Raw genomic sequence first — 25274 nt, 5'->3', positions numbered from 1 at the left:
TGATAAGCGTAGCGCCATCAGGCTGTCCGGCGCATATTGCCGGATGGCGGCGTAAACGCCTTATCCGGCCTACAGGCGGTCTTTGGCCGGGCAATTGCCCGGTTTTATCCCTTCATCCACATCCGAATACCGTCCAGGAACATCTGGGTCGCCATCATCACCAGAATCAATCCCATCAGACGCTCCAGCGCGTTCACCCCTTTCTCACCGAGCAGGCGCAGGAACAGCGACGACTGCAGCAAAATCACCACCGTACCGCCCCAGGCGATCAGCAGCGCAATCACCAGATGCGACAAATTATTCGGATACTGGTGTGAAAGCAGCATTAAGGTCGCCAACAGCGTTGGCCCAGCCACTAATGGAATAGCGAGCGGCACAATAAAGGGCTCTTCACCTGCCGGTAACCCCGAACTATTGCCGGTGGCGCTCGGGAAAATCATCTTGATGGCAATCAGGAATAAAATGATGCCGCCGGAGATGGAAACCGTCTCCGCGCGCAGGTTTAAAAACGCCAGAATCTTCTCGCCAGCGAAGAGAAAAATCAGCATGAGTAGAAGTGCGATTAAAAGCTCACGTATCATGATCGCCTTGCGGCGCTTGGGTTCCGTGTGTTTTAGCACCGACATAAAAATGGGCAAATTTCCCAGTGGATCCATAATCAGGATCAATAAAACTGCGGCGGAAAAGATTTCACTCATCACTCAAATTCCCTGATAATTGTTGCGGACTTTCTGCTCTACGCATCACTCTGACCGCGTACTGTGGTAAGAGTAAATGCGTCCCCTTTGGATGGGGGGATAAGTTGCACTTCTGATTGCTACGCAATCATTGATTAATTTTGCTTGCGACTTTAGCTGCTTTTTGTAATGTGAGGGGATGCCTTGAGGCTCTTGTTCACATTTACAGCACATATATCTGCAGGAAAACACGCTATGAAAAATGTTGGTTTTATCGGTTGGCGCGGAATGGTCGGCTCTGTACTCATGCAACGCATGGTAGAAGAGCGCGATTTTGACGCCATTCGCCCGGTCTTCTTCTCCACTTCCCAGTTAGGGCAAGCTGCGCCAAGCTTCGGCGGCAGCACCGGTGGTCTGCTTCAGGATGCTTTCGATCTTGAAGCGCTGAAGGCGCTCGACATTATTGTCACCTGTCAGGGCGGCGATTATACCAACGAAATCTATCCTAAGCTGCGTGAAAGCGGTTGGCAGGGTTACTGGATTGACGCGGCCTCTTCGCTGCGCATGGAAAATGATGCCATCATCATTCTCGACCCGGTAAACCAGCAGGTGATTACCGACGGTCTGAACAACGGCATCAAAACCTTCGTTGGCGGTAACTGCACCGTTAGCCTGATGCTGATGTCTCTTGGCGGCCTGTTTGCCAACGACCTGGTAGAGTGGGCCTCTGTGGCAACCTATCAAGCGGCTTCCGGCGGCGGCGCGCGCCATATGCGCGAACTGCTGACCCAGATGGGCCAATTGCATCATCACGTCGCCAATGAACTGGCTGACCCGGCTTCCGCTATCCTCGAGATCGAACGCAAGGTCACCACCCTGACCCGCAGCGGCGATCTGGCAGTGGATAACTTCGGCGTTCCGCTAGCGGGCAGCCTGATTCCGTGGATCGACAAACAGCTCGATAACGGCCAGAGCCGCGAAGAGTGGAAAGGCCAGGCGGAGACCAACAAAATCCTCGCCACCTCTTCCGTGATCCCGGTTGACGGCCTCTGCGTGCGCGTCGGCGCGCTGCGCTGCCACAGCCAGGCATTCACTCTGAAATTGAAAAAAGATATTTCCATAAGTTCTGTGGAGGAATTACTGGCCGCGCACAACCCGTGGGCGAAAGTGATTCCTAACGACCGTGAAATTACCATGCGTGAACTGACGCCTGCGGCGGTCACCGGTACGCTGACCACGCCAGTGGGGCGTTTGCGCAAACTGAACATGGGGCCGGAGTATCTGTCAGCGTTCACCGTTGGCGACCAGCTTCTGTGGGGCGCAGCGGAGCCGCTGCGTCGTATGCTACGCCAGTTGGCGTAAACATTTGTTAATCGATGAGGGGTGGCGAACCACCCCTTTTTTTTGCGTAATACAAGGAGTAAACGCAGTAATGTTAATTTTTCTCTCAGGAGTCAGGTAAAGCGTTGACTATGCTTTAATCAAGGTCTGTTGCCTTGACTGAAGGTTGGACGGAGCCGAGAGAGCACACAACTTTGTGCTGCACCGTTCAGGTCACAAAATGTCGCCATTTACAGTGGATTGAGGCGATACAAAAACTAAGGATGATGAAGCATGTCCGATCGTGTTGATAGAGACGTGATTAATGCGTTGATCGCAGGCCATTTTGCAGACCCCTTTTCCGTATTGGGTATGCACCGAACGGAAGCGGGACTGGAAGTCCGTGCACTGTTACCCGACGCGACCGATGTTTGGGTGATTGAACCTAAAACCGGGCGTAAAGTCGGCAAGCTGGATTGCGTGGACTCACGTGGTTTCTTTTGTGGCGTTCTGCCGCGTCGTAAAAATTTCTTCCGTTATCAGTTGGCTGTCGTCTGGCATGGCCAACAGAACCTCATTGACGATCCTTACCGTTTTGGCCCATTGCTCCAGGAGTTGGACGTATGGCTGCTGTCTGAAGGTACCCACCTACGCCCCTACGAAAAGCTGGGCGCGCATGCGGATACCATGGACGGCGTTACCGGTACGCGCTTTGCCGTCTGGGCGCCTAACGCCCGCCGCGTGTCGGTAGTTGGTCAGTTCAACCACTGGGACGGTCGCCGTCATCCGATGCGTCTGCGTCAGGAAACGGGGATCTGGGAGCTGTTCATTCCGGGTGCGCACAACGGTCAGCTGTATAAATTCGAGATGATCGATGCCCGCGGCGCGCTGCGGATTAAAGCCGACCCCTATGCGTTCGAAGCCCAAATGCGTCCGGAAACGGCCTCGCTGATTTGTGGCTTACCGCCGAAGGTTGAGCAGAGCGAAGCCCGTAAAAAGGCCAACCAGTTTGATGCCCCTATCTCTATCTACGAGGTGCATCTGGGCTCCTGGCGTCGTCATACCGACAACAACTACTGGCTGAGCTACCGCGAGCTGGCAGAGCAGCTGGTCCCCTACGCCAAATGGATGGGCTTCACCCACCTGGAACTGCTGCCGGTCAACGAACATCCGTTTGACGGAAGCTGGGGCTATCAGCCAACCGGGTTGTACGCGCCGACCCGCCGTTTCGGTACTCGCGAAGATTTCCGCTACTTTATCAATGCCGCACACGCCGCCGGCCTGAACGTGATCCTCGACTGGGTGCCTGGGCACTTCCCGTCTGATGATTTCGCGCTGGCCGAGTTCGACGGCACCAACCTGTATGAGCATAGCGACCCGCGCGAAGGCTACCATCAGGACTGGAATACCCTGATTTACAACTATGGCCGCCGTGAAGTGAGCAACTTCCTGACCGGCAACGCCCTGTACTGGGTAGAACGCTTCGGCATTGATGCGTTGCGCGTCGATGCGGTGGCGTCAATGATTTACCGCGACTACAGTCGTAAAGAGGGCGAATGGATCCCGAACGAGTTCGGCGGCCGCGAAAACCTCGAAGCGATTGAGTTCCTGCGTCAGACCAACCGCGTGTTGGGCGAGCAGGTTCCCGGTGCGGTGAGCATGGCGGAAGAGTCGACCGACTTTGCCGGCGTCTCCCGTCCGTCCGATATGGGCGGCCTGGGCTTCTGGTTTAAGTGGAATCTGGGCTGGATGCACGACACCCTGGATTACATGAAGCTCGACCCGGTTCACCGTCAGTACCATCACGACAAAATGACCTTCGGCATGCTCTACAACTACACGGAAAACTTCGTGTTGCCGTTGTCGCATGACGAAGTGGTTCACGGTAAGAAATCCATCCTGGACCGTATGCCGGGCGACGCGTGGCAGAAGTTTGCCAATCTGCGCGCCTACTACGGCTGGATGTTCGCTTTCCCGGGCAAGAAGCTGCTGTTTATGGGTAATGAGTTTGCTCAGGGCCGCGAATGGAACTTTGACGGCAGCCTCGATTGGCATCTGCTGGAAGGCGACGACAACTGGCATAACGGGGTACAGCGCCTGGTGCGTGACCTCAACCATACCTATCGTCACCACAAAGCGATGCACGAGCTGGACTTTGACCCGTACGGTTTTGAGTGGCTGGTGGTTGATGACCACGCCCGTTCAGTGTTCGCCTTTGTCCGTCGTGACAAAGCGGGTAACGAAGTGATTGTGGTCAGCAACTTTACGCCGGTACCGCGCCACGATTACCGCTTCGGCATTAATCAGCCGGGCCGCTGGCGCGAAGTGCTCAACACCGACTCCGCCCATTACCACGGCAGCAACGCCGGGAACGGCGGGCTGGTGCAGAGCGAGGCGATTGAAAGCCATGGCCGTGCGCAGTCATTGAGTCTGACGCTGCCGCCGTTGTCGACCATCTGGTTAGTTCGGGAAGGGGATTAAACATGAGCCAACTCGCAGCAGGGAAGCCCGCGCCGCTCGGCGCAAGCTATGACGGTGAGGGCGTTAACTTTACGCTCTTCTCGGCACATGCGGAGCGGGTCGAACTGTGCGTGTTTGACGCCCAGGGTACGGAGACACGCTATGACTTACCCGCGCGCAGCGGCGACGTCTGGCATGGCTATATGCCCCATGCGCGTCCTGGCTTACGTTACGGCTACCGGGTGCATGGCCCGTGGAACCCGCAGCAGGGACACCGGTTTAACCCGGCAAAGCTGCTGCTGGACCCATGCTGCTTCAGCGCCGAAGGTGAACCGGACGACAATCCGCATTTTCACGGTGGTTACGACGAGCCGGACCACCGCGACACCGCGGCGATGGCGCCGAAATCGGTGGTTGTCGACCTGACCTACGACTGGCAAGACGATACTGCCCCGCGCACCGCGTGGGGCAAAACGGTCATCTACGAAGCGCACGTCAAAGGGCTGACTTACCGCCACCCTGGGCTGCCGGAATCGATTCGCGGCACCTATAAGGCGCTCGGTCACCCGGTGATGATTGCCTACCTCAAGCGGCTTGGTATTACCGCGCTGGAGCTGATGCCGGTGGCGCATTTTGGCAACGAGCAGCGGCTGCAACGCATGGGGCTGAGGAACTATTGGGGTTACAACCCACTGGCGATGTTTGCGCTGTCTCCGCGTTACGCCAGCGCGCCTGAGCATGCGCTGGATGAGTTTCGCGATGCGGTAAAAGCGCTGCACAAAGCCGGTATTGAAGTGATCCTTGATGTGGTGTTGAACCACAGCGCCGAGCTGGATCTGCATTGCCAGACCTTCTCGCTGCGGGGGATCGATAACCGTAGCTATTATTGGTTACGGGAAGATGGCGATTATCACAACTGGACGGGCTGCGGTAACACCCTGAATCTCAGCCACCCTGGCGTCGTGGAATATGCGCGTCAGTGCCTGCGTTTTTGGGTTGATGTCTGCCACGTTGACGGTTTTCGTTTTGATTTAGCGTCGGTGATGGGCCGTACGCCGGGCTATCGACAGGATGCGCCGTTGTTCAACGCGCTTCATGACGACCCGGTGCTCTCCGCGGTGAAGCTGATTGCCGAACCGTGGGACATCGGTGAAGGCGGCTATCAGGTGGGGAATTTTCCGCCAGCCTTCAGCGAGTGGAACGACCATTTCCGGGATGCCATGCGTCGCTTCTGGCTTGAAGAGTCGCTGTCGCTGGGGGATTTCGCCCAGCGCTTCGCCGCTTCTAGCGACGTGTACGCGCATCAGGAACGTCGCCCTCGTGCGACGATAAACCTGGTGACCGCCCACGATGGGTTCACCCTGCGCGACTGTGTCAGCTTTAACGGCAAGCACAACGACGCCAACGGTGAAGAGAATCGTGACGGCACCAGCAATAACCATAGCAATAATCATGGTATCGAAGGATTGGAAGCAAACCTGGAAGTAATGGCACGTCGGCAGAAGAGCGTTCAGGCGCTGCTGACAACGCTGCTGTTATCGCAGGGAACGCCAATGTTGCTGGCCGGTGATGAACACGGTCACAGCCAGCAAGGTAACAACAATGCCTACTGTCAGGACAATACGTTGACCTGGCTCGATTGGGAAAACGCAGATGACGCGCTGACGAACTTTACCGCCGCCCTGATTCACCTGCGCCAGCAGATCCCCGCATTGACGGACGACCGCTGGTGGCAGGAGGGAGATGGCAACGTCCAGTGGCTCAATCAGGATGCGCAACCGCTGTCTGCCGAGGAGTGGCAGCACGGCGCGCGCCGGATGCAGATTCTGCTTTCCGATCGTTGGCTCATTACGCTCAATGCGACGCAAGACGCGACAAACTTGACGTTACCCGAGGGGGAATGGCGCGCCGTTCCTCCCTTCACCGACGCTGGCACGTCGGTTGTCGTGGCTGTCTGGCATGGGCCCGCGCACGGAGTGTGCGTATTTCAAAGGTCATAGTCTCTGAATTACCCGGAACCCCGCGCTATCGCGCGAGGACACCTCATAACCCGGAAGGACGAGCAACAAAAGGAGTTAATCATGGTTAGGCTAGAAAAAAACGATCCCTTAATGCTGGCTCGCCAGTTGCCTATCAAATCCGTCGCCCTGATTCTGGCCGGCGGCCGCGGAACGCGACTCAAGGATCTGACCAACAAGCGGGCCAAACCCGCAGTACACTTTGGCGGTAAATTCCGCATCATCGACTTTGCGTTATCCAACTGCCTGAACTCCGGGATTCGCCGTATTGGCGTTATCACCCAGTACCAGTCCCACACGCTGGTACAGCACATCCAGCGCGGATGGTCCTTCTTCAGTGAACAGATGAACGAATTTGTGGATCTGCTGCCCGCTCAGCAGCGGATGCACGGTGAAAACTGGTATCGCGGTACCGCCGATGCGGTCACCCAGAACCTCGACATTATTCGCCGCTACAAGGCGGAGTACGTGGTTATCCTCGCCGGTGACCACATCTACAAACAAGACTACTCGCGCATGCTTATCGACCACGTCGAAAAGGGCGCGCGCTGCACCGTGGCGTGCATTCCGGTGCCCATTGAAGAGGCAACGGCGTTCGGCGTGATGGCGGTTGACGAAAACGACAAGATTATCGAATTCGTGGAAAAACCGGCGAACCCACCGGCCATGCCCGGCGACCCAACCAAATCGCTGGCGAGCATGGGTATCTATGTCTTTGATGCCGATTATCTTTATGAGCTGCTGGAGCGCGACGACGTTAACGAAAACTCCAGCCACGACTTCGGCAAAGATTTAATTCCGTTAATTACCAAAGCTGGCGCGGCTTATGCACATCCATTCCCGCTGTCCTGCGTGCAGTCTGACCCGGATGCAGAACCATACTGGCGCGATGTGGGTACGCTCGAAGCTTACTGGAAAGCGAACCTTGACCTGGCGTCGGTGACGCCTGAGCTGGATATGTACGACCAGAACTGGCCTATCCGCACGCATATGGAATCCCTGCCTCCGGCGAAGTTCGTTCAGGACCGCTCCGGCAGCCACGGCATGACCCTGAACTCACTGGTTTCCGGCGGCTGTATTATTTCCGGTTCCGTGGTGGTGCAGTCGGTGCTGTTCCCGCGCGTGCGCGTGAACTCATTCTGTAACATTGATTCGGCAGTCTTACTGCCAGATGTCTGGGTGGGTCGTTCCTCACGCCTGCGTCGCTGCGTTGTCGACAGGGCTTGTGTGATCCCGGAAGGGATGGTGATCGGTGAAGATGCGGAAGAGGATGCACGCCGCTTTTACCGCTCGGAAGAAGGGATCGTGCTAGTGACGCGCGAAATGCTGCGTCAGCTTGGCTACAAACAGGAGCGATAATGCAGGTCTTACATGTTTGTTCTGAGATGTTCCCGTTATTAAAAACGGGCGGTCTGGCGGATGTGATTGGCGCGCTGCCGGCGGCACAGATTGCCGAAGGAACCGATGCACGCGTGCTGTTACCTGCATTCCCGGATATCCGTCGCGGTATCCCGGATGCCAAAGTGGTTAGCCGTCGCGATACCTTTGCCGGGCGCATGACGCTGCTGTTTGGACATTATAACGGCGTGGGTATCTACCTGATTGATGCGCCGCATCTCTATGACCGTCCGGGGAGCCCGTATCACGACACCAATCTGAATGCTTACCCGGATAACGTGAAGCGCTTTGCGCTGCTGGGCTGGGTGGGCAGTGAAATGGCCTGCGGTCTGGACCCGTTCTGGCGTCCCGACGTGGTGCACGCTCACGACTGGCATGCGGGCCTGGCTCCGGCCTATCTGGCGGCGCGCGGCCGCCCGGCGAAGTCGGTGTTTACCGTTCACAACCTGGCCTATCAGGGGCTGTTCTACGGTCACCATATGGCAGAGATCCAACTGCCCGCTGATTTCTTCAACATGCATGGCCTGGAGTTCCACGGACAGATTTCGTTCCTGAAAGCCGGGCTTTACTACGCCGACCACATTACGGCAGTGAGCCCGACCTACGCGCGGGAAATCACCGAGCCGCAGTTTGCCTACGGAATGGAAGGGCTGCTGCGCCAGCGTCATCGAGAAGGGCGTCTGTCGGGGATACTTAACGGCGTTGATGACAACGTCTGGAGCCCGGAAAAAGATATGCTGCTGCCGGCAAGCTACAGCCGCGACACGCTGGAGCGGAAGGCGGAAAACAAACGCCAGCTGCAAACCGCCATGGGGCTGAAGGTCGATGACTCCGCGCCGCTGTTTGCGGTGGTCAGCCGCCTGACCAGCCAGAAAGGGCTGGATCTGGTGCTGGAAGCGCTGCCGGGCCTGCTGGAGCAGGGCGGCCAACTGGCGCTGCTCGGCGCGGGTGACCCGGTACTGCAGGAAGGTTTTCTCGCCGCCGCCGCGGAGCATCCGGGGCAGGTGGGGGTACAGATTGGCTATCATGAAGCGTTCTCGCACCGCATTATCGGCGGCGCGGACGTGATTCTGGTGCCGAGCCGCTTTGAACCGTGCGGCTTAACGCAGCTTTATGGTCTGAAGTACGGCACGCTGCCGCTGGTTCGCCGTACCGGCGGCCTGGCCGACACCGTCGCGGATAGCTCGCTTGAGAACCTCGCCGATGGCATCGCCAGCGGCTTTGTGTTCGAAGACAGCAACGCCTGGTCGCTGCTCCGCGCTATCCGCCGTGCTTTCGTTTTATGGTCTCGTCCATCGCTCTGGCGCTATGTGCAACGCCAGGCGATGAACATGGATTTTAGCTGGCAGGTTGCTGCGCACTCTTATCGTGAGCTTTACCAACGCCTGATCTAACTACGGGGATCTGAGTTATGAATGCACCTTTTTCGTATGCATCACCGACCCTCAGCGTTGAGGCACTGAAGCACTCTATTGCCTATAAGCTGATGTTCACCATCGGGAAAGATCCCGCTATTGCTAACAAACACGAATGGTTGAACGCCACGCTGTTCGCCGTTCGCGATCGTCTGGTTGAGCGCTGGCTGCGCTCCAACCGTGCGCAGCTTTCCCAGGAAACGCGCCAGGTTTACTACCTGTCGATGGAGTTTTTGATTGGCCGCACGCTTTCCAATGCGCTGTTGTCGTTAGGGCTGTATGACGACGTGAAAAACGCGCTGGAAGGAATGGGGTTAGACCTGGAAGAGCTTATCGACGAAGAGAATGACCCAGGGCTTGGTAACGGCGGCTTAGGCCGTCTGGCAGCCTGCTTCCTCGACTCGCTGGCGACTCTGGCGCTGCCGGGTCGCGGCTACGGCATTCGCTACGACTATGGCATGTTCAAACAGAACATCGTCGACGGCCGTCAGAAAGAGTCGCCGGACTACTGGCTGGAATACGGTAACCCATGGGAGTTCCCGCGCCATAACACGCGCTATAAGGTGCGCTTCGGCGGCCGCGTGCAGATGGAAGGTAAAACCAGCCATTGGCTGGAGACAGAAGAGATTCTGGCGGTGGCTTACGACCAGATTATCCCTGGCTACGACACCGACGCAACCAACACGCTGCGCCTGTGGAACGCCCAGGCCAGTAGCGAAATCAACCTCGGTAAGTTTAACCAGGGCGACTACTTCGCGGCGGTGGAAGATAAAAACCACTCCGAAAACGTCTCCCGCGTGCTCTACCCGGATGACTCCACCTATTCCGGTCGCGAACTGCGTCTGCGCCAGGAGTACTTCCTGGTCTCGGCGACGGTGCAGGACATTTTAAGCCGCCATTACATGTTGCATAAAACTTATGCCAACCTGGCGGATAAAATTGCCATCCACCTCAACGACACCCATCCTGTGCTGTCGATTCCTGAGCTGATGCGCCTGCTGATTGATGAGCACAAGTTCAGCTGGGAAGCGGCGTTTGAGGTGGCCTGTCAGGTCTTCTCCTACACCAACCACACGCTGATGAGCGAAGCGCTGGAAACCTGGCCGGTCGACATGCTGGGCAAAATCCTGCCGCGCCATCTGCAGATAATCTTCGAGATTAACGACTACTTCCTGAAGACCCTGCAGGAGCAGTACCCGAACGATACCGGGCTGCTGAGCCGCACGTCGATCATCGACGAGTCCAACGGTCGCCGCGTGCGTATGGCATGGCTGGCGGTGGTAGTGAGCAAGAAGGTCAACGGCGTTTCTGAGCTGCACTCGAACCTGATGGTGCAGTCGCTGTTTGCCGACTTCGCGGCCATCTTCCCGATGCGCTTTACCAACGTGACCAACGGCGTGACCCCACGTCGCTGGCTGGCGCTGGCGAACCCGGCGCTCTCCGACGTGCTGGATGAGAATATTGGCCAGACCTGGCGTTCTGACCTGAGCCAGCTGAAAGAGCTGGAACAGCATATCGACTATCCGAAGGTGAATCAGGCGGTGCATCACGCCAAGCTGGAGAACAAAAAGCGTCTTGCCGTCTTTATCGCCCAGAACCTGAATGTGGTGGTGAACCCGAACGCGCTGTTCGACGTGCAGATTAAGCGTATTCACGAGTACAAACGTCAACTGATGAACGTGCTGCACGTGATCACCCGCTACAACCGCATCAAGGCCGATCCGAATGCGAAGTGGGTGCCTCGCGTAAACATCTTCGCCGGGAAAGCGGCTTCCGCCTACTACATGGCGAAGCACATTATTCACCTGATCAACGATGTGGCGAATGTGATCAACAACGATCCGCAGATTGGCGACAAGCTGAAAGTGGTCTTTATCCCGAACTACAGCGTGAGCCTGGCGCAGATGATTATTCCGGCGGCGGATCTTTCCGAGCAGATCTCGCTGGCGGGCACCGAGGCGTCTGGCACCAGTAACATGAAGTTCGCGCTCAACGGGGCGCTGACTATCGGTACGCTGGACGGGGCCAACGTTGAGATGCAGGAGCACGTCGGGGCAGAAAACTTCTTTATCTTCGGCAACACCGCTGAAGAGGTGGAAGCGCTGCGTCGTAAGGGCTACAGCCCGCGCGACTACTACGAGCAGGATGAAGAACTGCATCAGGTGCTGACGCAAATCGGCAGCGGCGTGTTCAGCCCGAGTGAACCGGGACGCTACCGTGACCTGGTGGATTCACTGATTAACTTCGGTGATCACTACCAGGTGCTGGCGGACTTCCGCAGCTACGTAGACTGTCAGGATAAGGTCGATGAACTGTATCGTGAGCCAGAGCAGTGGACCACTAAAGCGATGCTCAATATCGCCAACATGGGCTACTTCTCGTCGGACCGCACGATTCAGGAGTATGCGGAGAATATCTGGCATATTGAGCCGGTGAGGCTGTAACAACGACAAAAGCAAAACGGGGCCGATTGGCCCCGTTTTATTTCCCGGTATCACTTCATTCGGCCGGCCTACGTTCGTGCGGTTTTATTCCCGGATGGCGCTGCTACGTTTTCGTGCCTTTGTAGCCCGGCCAAGCGAAGCGCCGCCGGGGAGGCTCACGACGCTAACGACATCTCAGGCTTTCCCAGCGTTTTCACCAACCATTCGCTGATGCGCGACTGCTGCTCGGCGTTCAGCCATATCCCCTGTTTGGTCCGACGCCAGATAGCATCGTCCAAACGGCGCACCCACTCGTGCTCGACCAGATAGCGCAGTTCGGCTTCGTAAAACTCGTGGCCGAAATCTTCACCCAGCCCGGCAATATCCTTCGCATCGCCAATAATCAGCTCGCTGTTGCTGCCATAGGTGCGGGCAAAGTGGCGCGCCAGCGACTCGGTAATAAACGGATAGCGACGGCGCAGTTTAGCCGCGTAGTCATCGCGGTCGTTGCCAATCTCACCGCCGGGCAGCACCGCGCCTTTGGTCCACGCCGGGCCGATGCCGCTGTAATACGGCGCCAGTTTCTCCAGCGCATGCTCGGCGAGCTTGCGGTAGGTGGTGAGCTTGCCGCCAAAGACCGACAGCAGCGGCGCTTTACCGTGGTCGTCGTGAATATCCAGCGTGTAGTCGCGGGTGATGGCCTGCGGTGAATCAGACTCGTCATCACACAGCGGGCGCACACCGGAGTAGGTCCAGACGATATCTTCACGAGCGAGCTGTTTTTTAAAGTGGCCGTTGTAGACCTTCAGCAGATAGTTGATTTCGCTCTCGTCGATCTCGACATTTTTCGGATCGCCGTGGTACTCCACGTCGGTGGTGCCGATTATCGAGAATTCATCCATCCACGGGATCACAAAGACAATACGCTTATCTTCGTTTTGCAGAATGTAGGCCTGCTTCTGGGTGTGTACGCGCGGCACCACGATGTGGCTGCCTTTAATCAGGCGGATACCGTACGGTGACGGCAGATGCATACCGTCGTCGAAGAACTGTTTTACCCACGGGCCGGTGGCGTTCACCAGGCCGCGAGCCTGCCAGCGGGATTTCTCACCGCTGTCGATATCTTCCGCTTCGACGATCCACAGGCCGTTTTCACGTTTTGCTGAGATGGCGCGGGTGCGGGTACGGACTTCACCACCTTTCTTCACCACCATTTGTGCGTTGGCTAACACCAGGCGGGCGTCGTCCACCCAGCAGTCGGAATATTCGAAACCGCGCACGATTTCTGGCTTCAGCACCGATTCTGCGCCAAAACGCAAACCGCTCGAAGCAGGCAGGCTGGTGCGTTTGCCCAGATGATCGTACATAAACAGACCGGTGCGAATCATCCACGCCGGGCGCAGATGTGGGCGATGGGGCAGACGGAAGCGCATCGAAATCGCAATATGCGGGGCCATTTTCAGCAGCACTTCACGCTCGGCCAGCGCTTCGCTCACCAGACGGAATTCATAGTGTTCAAGGTAGCGCAGACCGCCGTGGATCAGTTTTGAGCTGGCGCTGGAAGTGGCGCAGGCCAGGTCTCTGGCTTCCAGCATCAGTACGGATAACCCACGTCCTGCCGCGTCTGCCGCAATGCCTGCACCGTTAATGCCGCCACCTATCACAATCAGATCTTTGGTTTCCATTATTGCTACCTCTGGGACTTTCGTTATAGCTCACTTATGTTCGTTATCGCTCATAATAGCAAGTAAACGCGCTTTTGGTAACATTGAAAAAACATTTTAGAGTGATGTGCATAACATATTGGCGTTTACGTACCGTGAAGACGTACACTTGGCGGTAAAATGTCGTCAGCAAGACACCTGCCATAACGATAAGAGAGCACCATGGATCAGTTTGAATGTATTAACGTAGAACAGGCGCACCAGAAGCTGCAGCAGAGCGCTGCCGTGCTGGTGGATATTCGCGACCCACAAAGCTTTGCCATGGGCCACACCCCTGGCGCCTTTCATCTGACCAACGACACGCTGGGCGCGTTTATGCGCGATAACGATTTTGAAACTCCGGTGCTGGTGATGTGCTATCACGGCAACAGCAGCAAAGGTGCGGCCCAGTACCTGCTACAGCAGGGCTACGACCAGGTGTACAGCGTCGACGGCGGCTTTGACGCCTGGCATCGTCACTTCCCGGCTGAAGTGGTACACGCCGGTTTCTAAGACCGCGTTGGTTTTTCCCTTCCAGATGCCGCCTCTCGTCAGGCGGCCTTTACGCGCCGCTGCAACGCATCCGTAAGGGTTTGGGTATATACTGTCCCCTTTTGTGTGGAATAGAAGCGACCTGCTGATGTTGATGATCACCTCTTTTACTAACCCGCGCGTAGCCCAGGCTTTTGTTGACTATATGGCAACGCAGGGCGTTATTCTGACTATCCAGCAGCATACGCGTAGCGATGTCTGGCTTTCCGATGAGTCCCAGGAGACGCGCGTGCGCGACGAACTGGAACGCTTCCTGGCAAACCCGGCCGACCCCCGTTATCTGGCGGCTAGCTGGCAGTCCGGCCAGACTAACAGCGGCCTGCACTACCGTCGTTTCCCGTTCCTGGCCACGCTGAAAGCGGGCGCAGGGCCGGTGACGATGGCCATCATGGCGGCCTGTATTCTGGTCTTTATCCTGATGAGCGTGATTGGCGACCAGCCGGTGATGCTCTGGCTTGCCTGGCCGTACGATGATTCGCTGAAATTTGAGCTCTGGCGCTACTTTACCCATGCGTTAATGCATTTCTCATTCGTCCATATCCTCTTCAACCTGCTATGGTGGTGGTATCTCGGCGGCGCGGTAGAAAAGCGCATTGGCAGCGGCAAGCTGGTGGTGATTACCGTGATAAGCGCGCTGCTGAGCGGCTTTATTCAGCATCAGTTCAGCGGCCCGTGGTTCGGCGGACTGTCCGGCGTGGTGTATGCCTTAATGGGCTACGCGTGGCTGCGCGGCGAGCGCGACCCGCAGAGCGGCATCTTCCTGCCGCGCGGGCTGATTCTCTTTTCACTCATCTGGCTGGTGGCCGGGTGGTTTAACGTTTTTGGGATGTCAATTGCGAACGGCGCGCATGTCACCGGGCTGGTGATTGGTCTGGCAATGGCCTTTGTCGACACGCAAAATGTGCGCAATCGAGCATAATTTTCCAGGGATTCATCATGAAACAAACACAACGTCATGACGCGATAATCGAGCTGGTCAAACTTCAGGGCTACGTGAGTACGGAAGAGTTAGTGGAGCATTTTTCCGTTAGCCCTCAGACCATTCGTCGCGATTTGAATGACCTTGCGGAGCAGAAAAAAATTCTGCGTCACCACGGTGGGGCGGCGCTGCCGTCCAGCTCGGTGAACACCTCATGGCACGACCGTAAGGCCACCCAAGCGGAAGAAAAAGAGCGAATCGCCCAGAAGGTGGCAAGCCAGATCCCAAACGGCTCGGCGCTGTTTATCGATATCGGTACCACCCCGGAAGCGGTGGCCCATGCGCTGCTCAACCATAGCGATCTGCGAATCGTCACCAACAACCTGAACGTGGCGAACACGTTGATGGCGAAAGAGGACTTCCGCATTATCCTGGCAGGCGGCGAACTGCGCAGCCGGGATGGCGGCATCATTGGCGAAGCGACGCTCGACTTTATCTCCCAGTTCCGCCTTGATTTCGGCATCCTCGGGATCAGCGGCATCGACAGCGATGGTTCACTGCTGGAGTTTGATTATCATGAAGTGCGTACCAAGCGCGCGATTATCGACAACTCCCGCCACGTGATTCTGGTCGTCGACCATTCGAAGTTTGGCCGTAACGCGATGGTGAATATGGGCAGTATTAGCCTGGTGGATGCGGTCTTTACCGATGTTCTGCCGCCGCCGGGTGTGATGCAGGTGATTGCGGAAAACGATGTGCAGCTTGAGCTTTGCTAAATCAGGTAGCCCGGCCGAATGAAGTGACGCCGGGTTTCCCCGGAGTTGGCGCTCGCGCGCCTCGTCCGGGCTACAGGTTATGACATCTGCTGCTGGAATTTGCCCTGGCTTAGATCGGTGACGATATGGTTCATGCGATCCTCCGTCAGGCGGTAGTAGCGGATGGAAATAGCGGTAATCAGATAGAAGATAGCCGGCAGTACCGTAAACAGGATTAATACCCCGCGGACCGCTTCTGCTGACTGCTGTTCAACTCCCGCCTGATAGCCATAGAACGCCAGACCCCAGCCGGTGAGCGCACCGCCGATGGCGACGCCCAGTTTGATAATAAAGATATTCGCCGCCACGTTCATACCGGTGATACGGCGCTGGGTTTTCCATTCGCCATAGTTGTTGGCATCGGTAATCATTGACCACTGCAGCGGGGCGTTAATGCCCTGAAGAATATTAAGGACAACGTGGACGATAAACGCCGGCATCCAATATTCGGTTGGCAGAATCAGGAACAGTAAACCGAATAAGGCGCTGAGTACGTTTATCCACACCGAGGCGCGGATTTTACACATCCAGGAGCCGATATATTTCGCCATCAGGCTACCCACAACGGCAGCAATGGTGGTTGCCAGCATAAAGATGGAAATAACGCTGCTGCCCTGATGCAGAATATATTGTACGAAATAGACCAGTAGCCCGCCGCGAACCACCACGCCGCAGAGCATCGCCAGGTTATATACCGACAGCACGCGCCACTGATCGTTTTTCATCAAAATACGCACGTCGCGCAAAATGTTCAGGTTCTCCTCTTTCACCGGCGTAATACGTTCGCGGGTGGTCATAAAGCAGATCAGGAACATGATGCAGCCGATAGCGCCGAAAATCCCCATCGCCCACTGCATACCGGAGGCTCTATCGCCCGGTGCAATCAGATCTGCCAGCGGGAGAATCAGCGCGGTACCCATTGCACCGCCAATCGGTGCCACGGCAAAGCGCCAGGACTGCAGCGACAGGTTTTCCCGAGGGTCGGCGGTAATGGCCGCGCCCAGCGAGCAGTAAGGAATATTAATCGCGGTATACATTAATGTCATAAATATATACGCGACAACGGCGTAGACAATTTTCCCGGTTTGTTCAAAGTTCGGCGTGGAATATACCAATACGCAGCTGACGGCAAATGGAACGCAAATAATCAAAAGCCAGGGACGGAAGCGGCCCCAGCGGCTTTTGGTCTGGTCCGCAATCGCCCCCATAATAGGGTCGGTAATGGCATCCAATACCCTGACGACTAAAAATAACGTCCCCATTATCGCTGGGGGTAATCCATAGATGTTCGTATAGAAATAAGCAAGAATGGCAACGGAGGAATCAAAGACGATATGGCTGGCGGCATCGCCAAGGCCAAATCCGAACTTCTCTTTATTACTGATTTTTTCGGTTAATGCCGACATAGGGTCACCTTTTTATTATTACGTGCCAACATACGACATCATTTATAAAAGGTGGCTCTGAGCCTGAGTATTCTAATTTTTCACTTTAGGCTTATGTTAATTCTCTAATGTGACGCAGCTATCTCTTTGCTATTTGGCGTTGGCAATGCCGGATGGCGGCTATGACTTATCAGGCCTACAGCGTATGTAGGCCTGATAAGCGCAGCGCCATCAGGCATAAATTACACGCCGTACCCCATCATCTTCAGCAGTTTCTGGGCATGCTGTACCGCATCCTGACGATGCGCCACGCCGAGCTTCTGATAGAGGTTGCGGATATGCGTTTTGATGGTCGTGGCGGCCACGTCAAGCTCACCGGCAATCTGCTCGTTGCTGTAGCCCGAATAGATAAGCCCCAGCACCTGCCATTCACGCTGGGTGAGCGGGCTGGTGCGGATAAGCTCCGGTACTTCCGGATGGTTGAGCAGGCGCTCAACAAAGCTTTCGTCGAAGTGGGCAAACTTGTGACGATGGTGCTGGTTAATCTCGCGCAGAATGCGCTGGGCGCGGTGCTGATCGAGCTCTGGCAGCGTATTTAGCTGAATCAGCTGGCGCAACTGCTGCGCCATCGCTTCGCCCTCAATCACGAAGTGGCTGATAAAACCGGTGCGGTTGGCAAGTTGCAGCGCTTCCAGCAGTACGCGCTGGGCTTCATTCTTATTCCCCGCCTGCCAGTGGAGCTGGTTCAGCAGCAGCAGGTTGCGGTTGAGATCGCTCATCAGGCGCAGCCCGCGAGCGTTTTCGTTTAACTCTTCCAGCACCATTTCGGCAGAGTCGAACTCGCCGAGCAGGATCTGCGCGCGGGCAATGTTACGCCACTGGCCCTGCAGGAAGTGGTTATTGGCAAACTCTGGCTTCGGCGTATGGCGCAGCCAGTTAGCCGCCGCTTTTTTGTCGCCGACCATCTGCCAGTAAATGACCCGTACTTTATCGGCGTTGGAGACCCAATCGCTGTGGTATGTGCCGTTGCCGAGCAGGTTTTCCAGACGGTTCAGGTAGTTGCGGGCATTATCCAGATTGCCGCGCGCCAGCGAGCACTGCACCTGCAGCGTCAGGCACTGGAGCTGTTGCTGCGGCTGGAAGCCGCTCAGCACTTCAATGCCGGTGCGGGCGGCGGTTTCGGCCTCATCGAGGCGCGCCCATGCCCACAGCAGCTGCGCGCGGATGCGCAGCAGGAATTCGTGCATCGGTAGCTGTTCAAGATGCTGTTCGTGGATCAGCTGGAAGCCTTTCTCCTGGCACTCCCAGGCGGCCTGCAGGAAGCCCTGTGCGAACAGGATTTCACTTTGCTGGATCAGACTCCACAGCGCGTAGTGCCAGATATCGTGGCGACGCGCCATCTGTTCGGTTTGCTGCATCACGGCAATTGACTGACTCAACAGACCTTTGCAGTGCAGCACCTCACCGTGCACCGAGGTGGCAACGATGCGGCTGTAGAAGTTCGCCAGCGGCAGCTCTTCAAGCGCTACCGTTGAGAGACGTTCGGCTTCGTCCTGATCGCCGTCGTTAATCGCCACCTGGGCGCGCAGGGCGTTGAAATCGCCATGCAGGGAGGTATCCATTTCGAAGGTCATCTCCTGCTCGGCGCGGGCCAGCAGGGTGTTGACTTCGCTGTAGCGGTGCTGGCTTTGCATCAGCCAGGCCTGCAGCAGCACCAGACGCGGGTTCTCCAGCAAACTTTCCCACGGCAAGGCAGAGAGCGACTCTTCCAGCAGGGCAAGCTCGCTATGGTGGAACAGGCCCCAGGCATGGTTGAGCAGAATATCGCGCAGCATTTTCGGGTCGCCCGCCGCCAGCGCGTGATGGATAGCTTCACTTGGGAAGCCTTGCGCCATCCAGCTTTCCGCCGCGGCGCGGTGAATGTCCGGTAGTTCAGCCGCCAGTTCCCACTGGCAGCGCTGACGCAGGAAACTACAGAATAGCGGGTGGTAGTTAAACCATTCGCCGGAATTATCCATACGCTGCACGAACAGCCCCTGGCGCTCGATCTCTTCCAGACGCATTTGGCCGTTTTCTTCGCCGGTCACGCGGGCAATCAGTGAGTCGTTCATCGAACGCAGCAGCGAGCTTTTCAGCAGGAAGTTACGGGTGTCCGGGTCAACGTTATCCAGCACTTCATCAACCAGATAGTCGGACAAGTGGCTGGCGTTAATGCCCGCCAGGCGACGCGCGGAGTGCTGCGTAGCGTTGTTACGCTGACGCGCGGAGAGCGCAATCAGCTGAAGGGCGGTGGCCCAACCGGCAACGTCATCGCACAGACGGCTGCTTTCCGCGGCCTCAATCGGCGCGGCTAAGCGGCAGTCGAAGAACTGTTTGGTTTCCGCATGGGTAAACGACAGCTGTTGGCTGCCAATTTCCAGCAGTTGGTCACGCACGCGCAGGTTGGCAATGCCCAGCTGCGGCAGATTGCGCGACAGCACCACCAGCGTCAGATTCTCTGGCTGATGGCGCAGGAAAAAGCGCATCGCATCGTGGATGACAGGGTTCGTTATCAAGTGGTAGTCATCAATGACCAGGTATAGCGGGCGTTGCCATTCGCTTAATTCAATAAACAGCTGAGAGAATAGCGAACTCAGGCTAGCGTACTGGCGCTTTTGCACCATATTTTCGCTGGCCTCGCAGTGGCCTCCCGTTGCCTGCTGGATAGCGGCAATGAGGTAACTGGCAAAACGCTCCTGCTGGTTATCGCCTTCATCGAGAGAGTACCAGCCGAGGTCGCTCATCCCTGCTGCCCATTGTGAAATAAGCGTTGTCTTTCCATAGCCAGCCGGACTGGTAATCAGCGCCAGACGATAATTGTTCGCGCCTGAAAGTTTCGCCAACAGTCTGTCGCGCACCACGGTGTGATCGAGACGGACGGGTCGACTGAGTTTTGACGGAATCAACATAGCTAATCACTTCACTGTGAGGATTGGAAAACGAGATTTTTTTTGCGCTTCGTAATTAATCCATACAAAGGTCGGTCAAATGACTATGTATTGCAAGTTATGTCCTGTTTTGATGTCTGTGAATTTGCTATATGTCACACTTCTTTCTATTTAATACCATCCTCGTAGAATGCGGCCCAGAGCGCGTAAACGCTGGGTTACATAACTCCTTGTAGTTACGTACGAAATAATATTTGAGCAAGAACTCAAATAACCCACGTCTAAAGATGTTTCAGCAAACGTAAATTTCCGTAGAAACAATGCGTATTAATTTGTTGCTTATTTTCGCGATGAAACCATATCCTTATTTGCATATTTACTGCGAAACGCTATTTCATTTTATGACCTGGCGCGAAGATATCTCTGGCGAAATCCTCGACGCTGGCCTTCTGAACAAGGACGGTCTGGGCTGGATGAAAATCGAGCGAATTTGCCGCCAGCGGCTAACGTTATAGTGGCGGCGATCACACTTTTCGCTCATCCCTGCGACTCCTCCCTGTCTAATCCAGGACGGGATGAGGAAGTCCCTCATTCAGCCAGGCACACTAACGCCAATGTCTATGTAAAAGGATTCGAATTCGCTATGTCACAGCCTACCTTCAATCACGATTCATTCCAGGCTGCCCTGACGCGTCAGTGGCAGCGATTTGGCTTGCAGGCCGCTACCGAAATGACGTCTCACCAATGGTGGCAGGCTGTGAGCGGCGCGCTGGCAGAACAGCTCTCTGCACAGCCGGTAGCGAAACCGGCTAAGGATCAGCGTCATGTGAACTACATATCGATGGAGTTCCTGATTGGTCGTCTGACCGGCAACAACCTGCTCAACCTCGGCTGGTACGAAGGGGTGAGCGACGCGCTGAAAGCCTACAACATCAACCTGACTGACCTGCTGGAAGAAGAGACTGACCCGGCACTCGGTAACGGTGGTTTGGGCCGTCTGGCAGCCTGCTTCCTTGACTCGATGGCGACCGTTGGTCAGTCGGCGACCGGCTACGGTCTGAATTATCAGTACGGTCTGTTCCGTCAGTCCTTTGACGACGGCCATCAGATGGAAGCGCCGGACGACTGGCAGCGCGGCAGCTACCCGTGGTTCCGCCACAACGCGGCGCTGGATGTGCAGGTGGGCATCGGCGGTAAAGTGGTTAAAGGGGAGTGGCAGCCGGCGTTTACCATTACCGGTGAAGCCTGGGATCTGCCGGTGCTGGGCTACCGTAACGGCGTGGCACAGCCGCTGCGTCTGTGGCAGGCCAGGCACGCGCATCCGTTTAACCTGACCAAATTCAACGACGGCGATTTCCTGCGCGCTGAGCAGCAGGGTATCGACGCCGAAAAACTGACTAAAGTTCTCTACCCGAACGACAACCACACGGCGGGTAAAAAGCTGCGCCTGATGCAGCAGTACTTCCAGTGCGCCTGCTCCGTGGCCGATATTCTGCGCCGTCACCATCTGGCGGGCCGCAAGCTGCATGAGCTGGCTGACTATGAAGTTATCCAACTTAACGATACGCACCCGACCATCGCCATTCCTGAGCTGCTGCGCGTGCTTATTGATGAGCACCAGATGAGCTGGGACGACGCGTGGGCGATTACCAGCAAAACCTTCGCCTATACCAACCACACTCTGATGCCAGAAGCGCTGGAGTGCTGGGATGAGAAGCTGGTGAAAGCGCTGCTGCCGCGTCATATGCAGATTATCAAAGAGATTAACGACCGCTTTAAGAAGCTGGTTGATACCACCTGGCCAGGCGATGAAGCCGTCTGGGCGAAGCTTGCCGTGGTGCACAACAAGCAGGTACGCATGGCGAACATGTGCGTGGTGAGTGGTTTTGCGGTCAACGGCGTCGCGGCGCTGCACTCTGACCTGGTGGTGAAAGATCTGTTCCCGGAATATCACCAGCTGTGGCCGACCCGTTTCCATAACGTCACCAACGGCATTACCCCACGTCGCTGGATCAAACAGTGCAACCCAGCGCTTGCCGCGCTGCTGGATAAGTCGCTGAAGAAAGAGTGGGCCAACGATCTCGATCAGCTGATCAACCTGGAAAAATATGCGGACGACGCGAAATTCCGCAAGCAGTACCGCGACATCAAACTGGCGAACAAAGAGCGGCTGGTGAAGTTTGTCAAAGCGCGTACCGGCATTGAGATTTCCAGCCACGCGATTTTTGATATCCAAATCAAACGTCTGCACGAGTACAAACGCCAGCACCTGAACCTGCTGCACATTCTGGCGCTGTACAAAGAAATCCGTGAAAACCCGGAAGCTGACCGCGTCCCGCGCGTATTCCTGTTCGGGGCGAAGGCGGCACCGGGCTACTATCTGGCGAAGAACATCATCTTTGCTATCAACAAAGTGGCCGAAGCTGTCAACAACGACCCGAAAGTGGGCGACAAGCTGAAAGTGGTCTTCCTGCCGGATTACTGCGTGTCGGCGGCAGAGATGCTGATCCCGGCGGCGGATGTCTCTGAGCAGATCTCCACCGCAGGTAAAGAAGCCTCCGGCACCGGCAACATGAAGCTGGCGCTCAACGGCGCGCTGACCGTCGGTACGCTGGACGGTGCGAACGTCGAAATCGCCGAGCAGGTCGGTTCCGAAAACATCTTTATCTTCGGCCATACCGTCGAGCAGGTGAAAGAACTCAAGGCCAAAGGCTACGATCCGCTGAAATGGCGTAAAGCCGACAAGCTGCTGGACGCGGTGCTCAAAGAGCTGGAAAGCGGCAAATACAGCAACGGTGACAAGCACGCCTTCGACCAGATGCTGCACAGCATGGGCAAGCAGGGCGGTGACCCGTACCTGGTGATGGCGGACTTTGCCGCTTATGTCGAGGCGCAGAAGCAGGTCGATGTGCTCTATCGCGACCAGGAAGCGTGGACCCGTGCGGCGATCCTGAACACCGCTCGCTGCGGCATGTTCAGCTCCGACCGTTCTATCCGCGATTATCAGAAACGTATCTGGCAGGCAAAACGCTAAGGACAGGCCATGGAGAGCAAACGCCTCGATAATGCCGCGCTGGCGGCGGGTATCAGCCCAAACTACATCAATGCCCACGGCAAGCCGCAGTCTATTGTTGCCGACACCAAACGGCGTTTGCTTGACGCGATGCATCATACCGCCGCCACGGATGTGGCGGCCACGCCGGTGCCAAACGTCATGATCTGGACGTTTGGCAAGAAAATGACGCTGGCGGTGGAGGGGAAGGGTGAATTTAGCTGGCTCCTCACCACTGAAGAGGGCAAGCAGTATCACGGCCAGGCGACGGGCGGTAAAACGCTCAGCCTGCCAACCCGGCTGCCGGAAGGGTATCACTCGCTAACCCTGACTCAGGGCGACGAGCGCTGGCACTGCCGGGCGATTATCGCGCCCGAGCGCTGCTATGAGCCGCAGCCGCTGAAAGAGGCGAAGAAGCTGTGGGGCGCCTGCGTGCAGCTCTATACCCTGCGTTCGGAAAAAAACTGGGGTATCGGCGACTTCGGCGACCTGAAGTCGATGCTGCCGGAAGTGGCGAAGCGCGGCGGGTCGTTTATCGGCCTCAACCCGATTCATGCGCTCTATCCGGCGAACCCGGAAAGCGCCAGCCCATACAGCCCGTCCTCACGCCGCTGGATGAACGTTATCTATATCGACGTGAACGCGGTGGAAGACTTTGTGCTGAGCGACGAAGCGCAGGCGTGGTGGAAACTGCCAGCAACCCAGAAGAAGCTGCAAGCCGCCCGCGATGTCGAGCAGGTGGACTACACCGCGGTGACCGAGCTGAAAATGACGGCGCTGCGCATGGCATGGAAACGCTTTGCCCTGCGTAACGATGAGCAGATGACCACCTTCCGCTACTTTGTCGATAAAGAAGGGGAGAGCCTTTACTGGCAGGCGGCGTTTGACGCGCTGCACGCCCATCAGGTTAAAGAAGATAAACTGCGCTGGGGCTGGCCAGCCTGGCCGAAGGCGTATCAGACGATTGAAAGTCCGGACGTGCAGTCGTTTTGTAAAAAGCACGCCGACGACATCGATTTCTATCTGTGGCTACAGTGGCTAGCCTATACCCAGTTTGCCGAGTGCTGGGAGACCAGCCAGCGCGATGCGATGCCGATTGGACTCTATCGTGACCTGGCGGTGGGCGTGGCCGAAGGCGGCGCGGAAACCTGGTGCGACCGCGAACTGTACTGCCTGAAAGCTTCCGTAGGCGCGCCGCCGGATATCCTCGGCCCGCTGGGACAGAACTGGGGCCTGCCGCCGATGGACCCGCATATCATCGCCGCGCGTGCCTATGAGCCGTTTATTGAACTGCTGCGCGCTAATATGAAGCACTGCGGCGCGCTGCGTATCGACCACGTGATGTCGGTGCTGCGTCTGTGGTGGATCCCATACGGTGAAACCGCCGATCACGGCGCTTACGTGCAGTATCCGGTCGATGCGCTGCTGTCGATTCTGGCGCTGGAGAGTAAACGTCATCGCTGTATGGTGATTGGTGAAGACCTCGGCACCGTGCCGGTGGAGATTGTCGGTAAGCTGCGTAAGAGCGGGGTTTACTCGTACAAGGTGCTCTATTTCGAAAACGACAGCGAGAAGAACTTCCGCGCGCCGAAAGCCTATCCGGAGCAGTCGATGGCTGTGGCGACCACCCACGACCTGCCGACGTTGCGCGGTTACTGGGAGGGGGATGACCTGGCGCTCGGTAGCACCTTAGGGCTTTATCCCGATGCGGATGTGCTGCGTGGGCTGTATCAGGATCGCGCGCGTTCGAAACAGGGGCTGCTGGACGCGCTGCATAAGCACGGCACGCTGCCGAAGCGCACAGGGCGTAAGGCTTCACTGATGGCGATGACGGCAACGCTGAGTCGCGGGATGCAGCGCTATATTGCGGACAGCAACAGCGCCCTGCTGGGACTCCAGCCGGAAGACTGGTTGCAGATGTCCAGCCCGGTCAACATCCCAGGCACCAGCTCCGAGTACCCGAACTGGCGGCGCAAGCTCTCCACGTCGCTGGAAGCGATGTTTGCCGACGACGGTGTGAACAAGTTGATTAAAGATTTGGATAAGCGCCGAAAAGCGGCGAGTAAGAAGAAGTAACCTGTAATCCGGCCGAGCAACAATTTGTAGGCCGGATAAGGCAACGCCGCCATCCGGCGATGTGCGCCGTCATTGCCTGATGGCGATATGCTTATCAGGCCTACCAATAAAAATGCCGGGGCAAGCCCGGCATT

15 protein-coding genes are annotated in these 25274 nt (G+C 56.7%); 11 read left to right on the top strand and 4 right to left on the bottom strand.

Annotated features, from left to right (window positions below; translation table 11 throughout):
• Positions 1 to 104: 104 nt before the first annotated feature.
• Positions 105 to 698: a YhgN family NAAT transporter gene (locus ACLGE8_RS04705; RefSeq protein WP_035892151.1), complete on the bottom strand. Its 594-nt coding sequence runs from the start codon at positions 696 to 698 to the stop codon at positions 105 to 107.
• Positions 699 to 932: 234 nt separating this feature from the next.
• Between ACLGE8_RS04705 and asd the strand changes: the two genes are divergently transcribed.
• The 6 genes from asd (at position 933) to glgP (ending at position 11732) form a co-directional block, all read left to right on the top strand.
• Positions 933 to 2039: an aspartate-semialdehyde dehydrogenase gene (asd, locus tag ACLGE8_RS04700; RefSeq protein WP_410996821.1), complete on the top strand. Its 1107-nt coding sequence runs from the start codon at positions 933 to 935 to the stop codon at positions 2037 to 2039.
• A 252-nt stretch (positions 2040 to 2291) separates the two neighbouring features.
• A complete protein-coding gene (gene glgB, locus ACLGE8_RS04695; protein ID WP_410996820.1) occupies positions 2292 to 4478 on the top strand; it encodes a 1,4-alpha-glucan branching enzyme in 2187 nt (728 codons plus the stop codon).
• Between the two features lie 2 nt (positions 4479 to 4480).
• Positions 4481 to 6457, top strand: coding sequence for a glycogen debranching protein GlgX (gene glgX / locus ACLGE8_RS04690; RefSeq protein ID WP_410996819.1), 1977 nt, complete (start codon positions 4481 to 4483; stop codon positions 6455 to 6457).
• Positions 6458 to 6538: 81 nt separating this feature from the next.
• On the top strand, positions 6539 to 7834 hold the full coding sequence (glgC, locus tag ACLGE8_RS04685; RefSeq protein WP_410996818.1) for a glucose-1-phosphate adenylyltransferase: 1296 nt from the start codon (positions 6539 to 6541) through the stop codon (positions 7832 to 7834).
• Positions 7834 to 9267, top strand: coding sequence for a glycogen synthase GlgA (gene glgA / locus ACLGE8_RS04680; RefSeq protein ID WP_410996817.1), 1434 nt, complete (start codon positions 7834 to 7836; stop codon positions 9265 to 9267). Before glgC ends, glgA begins: the two co-directional genes overlap by 1 nt.
• A 17-nt stretch (positions 9268 to 9284) precedes the next feature.
• Entirely contained in the window at positions 9285 to 11732 is a 2448-nt protein-coding gene (gene glgP, locus ACLGE8_RS04675) for a glycogen phosphorylase (protein WP_410996816.1), read from the top strand.
• A 155-nt stretch (positions 11733 to 11887) separates the two neighbouring features.
• Here glgP and glpD read toward each other — a convergent pair whose 3' ends face one another.
• Positions 11888 to 13396, bottom strand: coding sequence for a glycerol-3-phosphate dehydrogenase (gene glpD / locus ACLGE8_RS04670; RefSeq protein WP_410996815.1), 1509 nt, complete (start codon positions 13394 to 13396; stop codon positions 11888 to 11890).
• Between the two features lie 201 nt (positions 13397 to 13597).
• Here glpD and glpE point away from each other — a divergent pair, with 201 nt between their 5' ends.
• The 3 genes from glpE to ACLGE8_RS04655 all read left to right on the top strand — a co-directional run bounded on the left by glpE (position 13598) and on the right by ACLGE8_RS04655 (position 15661).
• A complete protein-coding gene (gene glpE / locus ACLGE8_RS04665; protein WP_185667338.1) occupies positions 13598 to 13927 on the top strand; it encodes a thiosulfate sulfurtransferase GlpE in 330 nt (109 codons plus the stop codon).
• 127 nt (positions 13928 to 14054) lie between these two features.
• A complete protein-coding gene (glpG, locus tag ACLGE8_RS04660) occupies positions 14055 to 14885 on the top strand; it encodes a rhomboid family intramembrane serine protease GlpG (protein ID WP_410996813.1) in 831 nt (276 codons plus the stop codon).
• A gap of 17 nt (positions 14886 to 14902) precedes the next feature.
• Entirely contained in the window at positions 14903 to 15661 is a 759-nt protein-coding gene (locus tag ACLGE8_RS04655) for a DeoR/GlpR family transcriptional regulator (protein WP_333495563.1), read from the top strand.
• 77 nt (positions 15662 to 15738) lie between these two features.
• Here the strand turns inward: ACLGE8_RS04655 and ACLGE8_RS04650 are convergent, their stop codons facing one another.
• A complete protein-coding gene (locus ACLGE8_RS04650) occupies positions 15739 to 17106 on the bottom strand; it encodes a glycoside-pentoside-hexuronide (GPH):cation symporter (RefSeq protein ID WP_410996811.1) in 1368 nt (455 codons plus the stop codon).
• Positions 17107 to 17327: 221 nt separating this feature from the next.
• The gene (gene malT, locus ACLGE8_RS04645) at positions 17328 to 20033 is read right to left on the bottom strand and encodes an HTH-type transcriptional regulator MalT (RefSeq protein ID WP_368299612.1); all 2706 of its coding nucleotides are present in this window, start codon (positions 20031 to 20033) and stop codon (positions 17328 to 17330) included.
• Positions 20034 to 20655: 622 nt separating this feature from the next.
• Between malT and malP the strand changes: the two genes are divergently transcribed.
• Both malP and malQ read left to right on the top strand, forming a co-directional pair.
• On the top strand, positions 20656 to 23046 hold the full coding sequence (gene malP, locus ACLGE8_RS04640; RefSeq protein WP_410996809.1) for a maltodextrin phosphorylase: 2391 nt from the start codon (positions 20656 to 20658) through the stop codon (positions 23044 to 23046).
• Between the two features lie 9 nt (positions 23047 to 23055).
• A complete protein-coding gene (gene malQ / locus ACLGE8_RS04635) occupies positions 23056 to 25140 on the top strand; it encodes a 4-alpha-glucanotransferase (protein WP_410996807.1) in 2085 nt (694 codons plus the stop codon).
• The last annotated feature ends 134 nt before the right edge of the window (positions 25141 to 25274 follow it).

The sequence above is a fragment of the Kluyvera sp. 142486 genome, from assembly GCF_046569695.1.
Classification (GTDB): domain Bacteria; phylum Pseudomonadota; class Gammaproteobacteria; order Enterobacterales; family Enterobacteriaceae; genus Kluyvera.
Note: the sequence above shows the minus strand (reverse complement) of the source record. Positions and strands in the feature narration are given on the sequence as shown.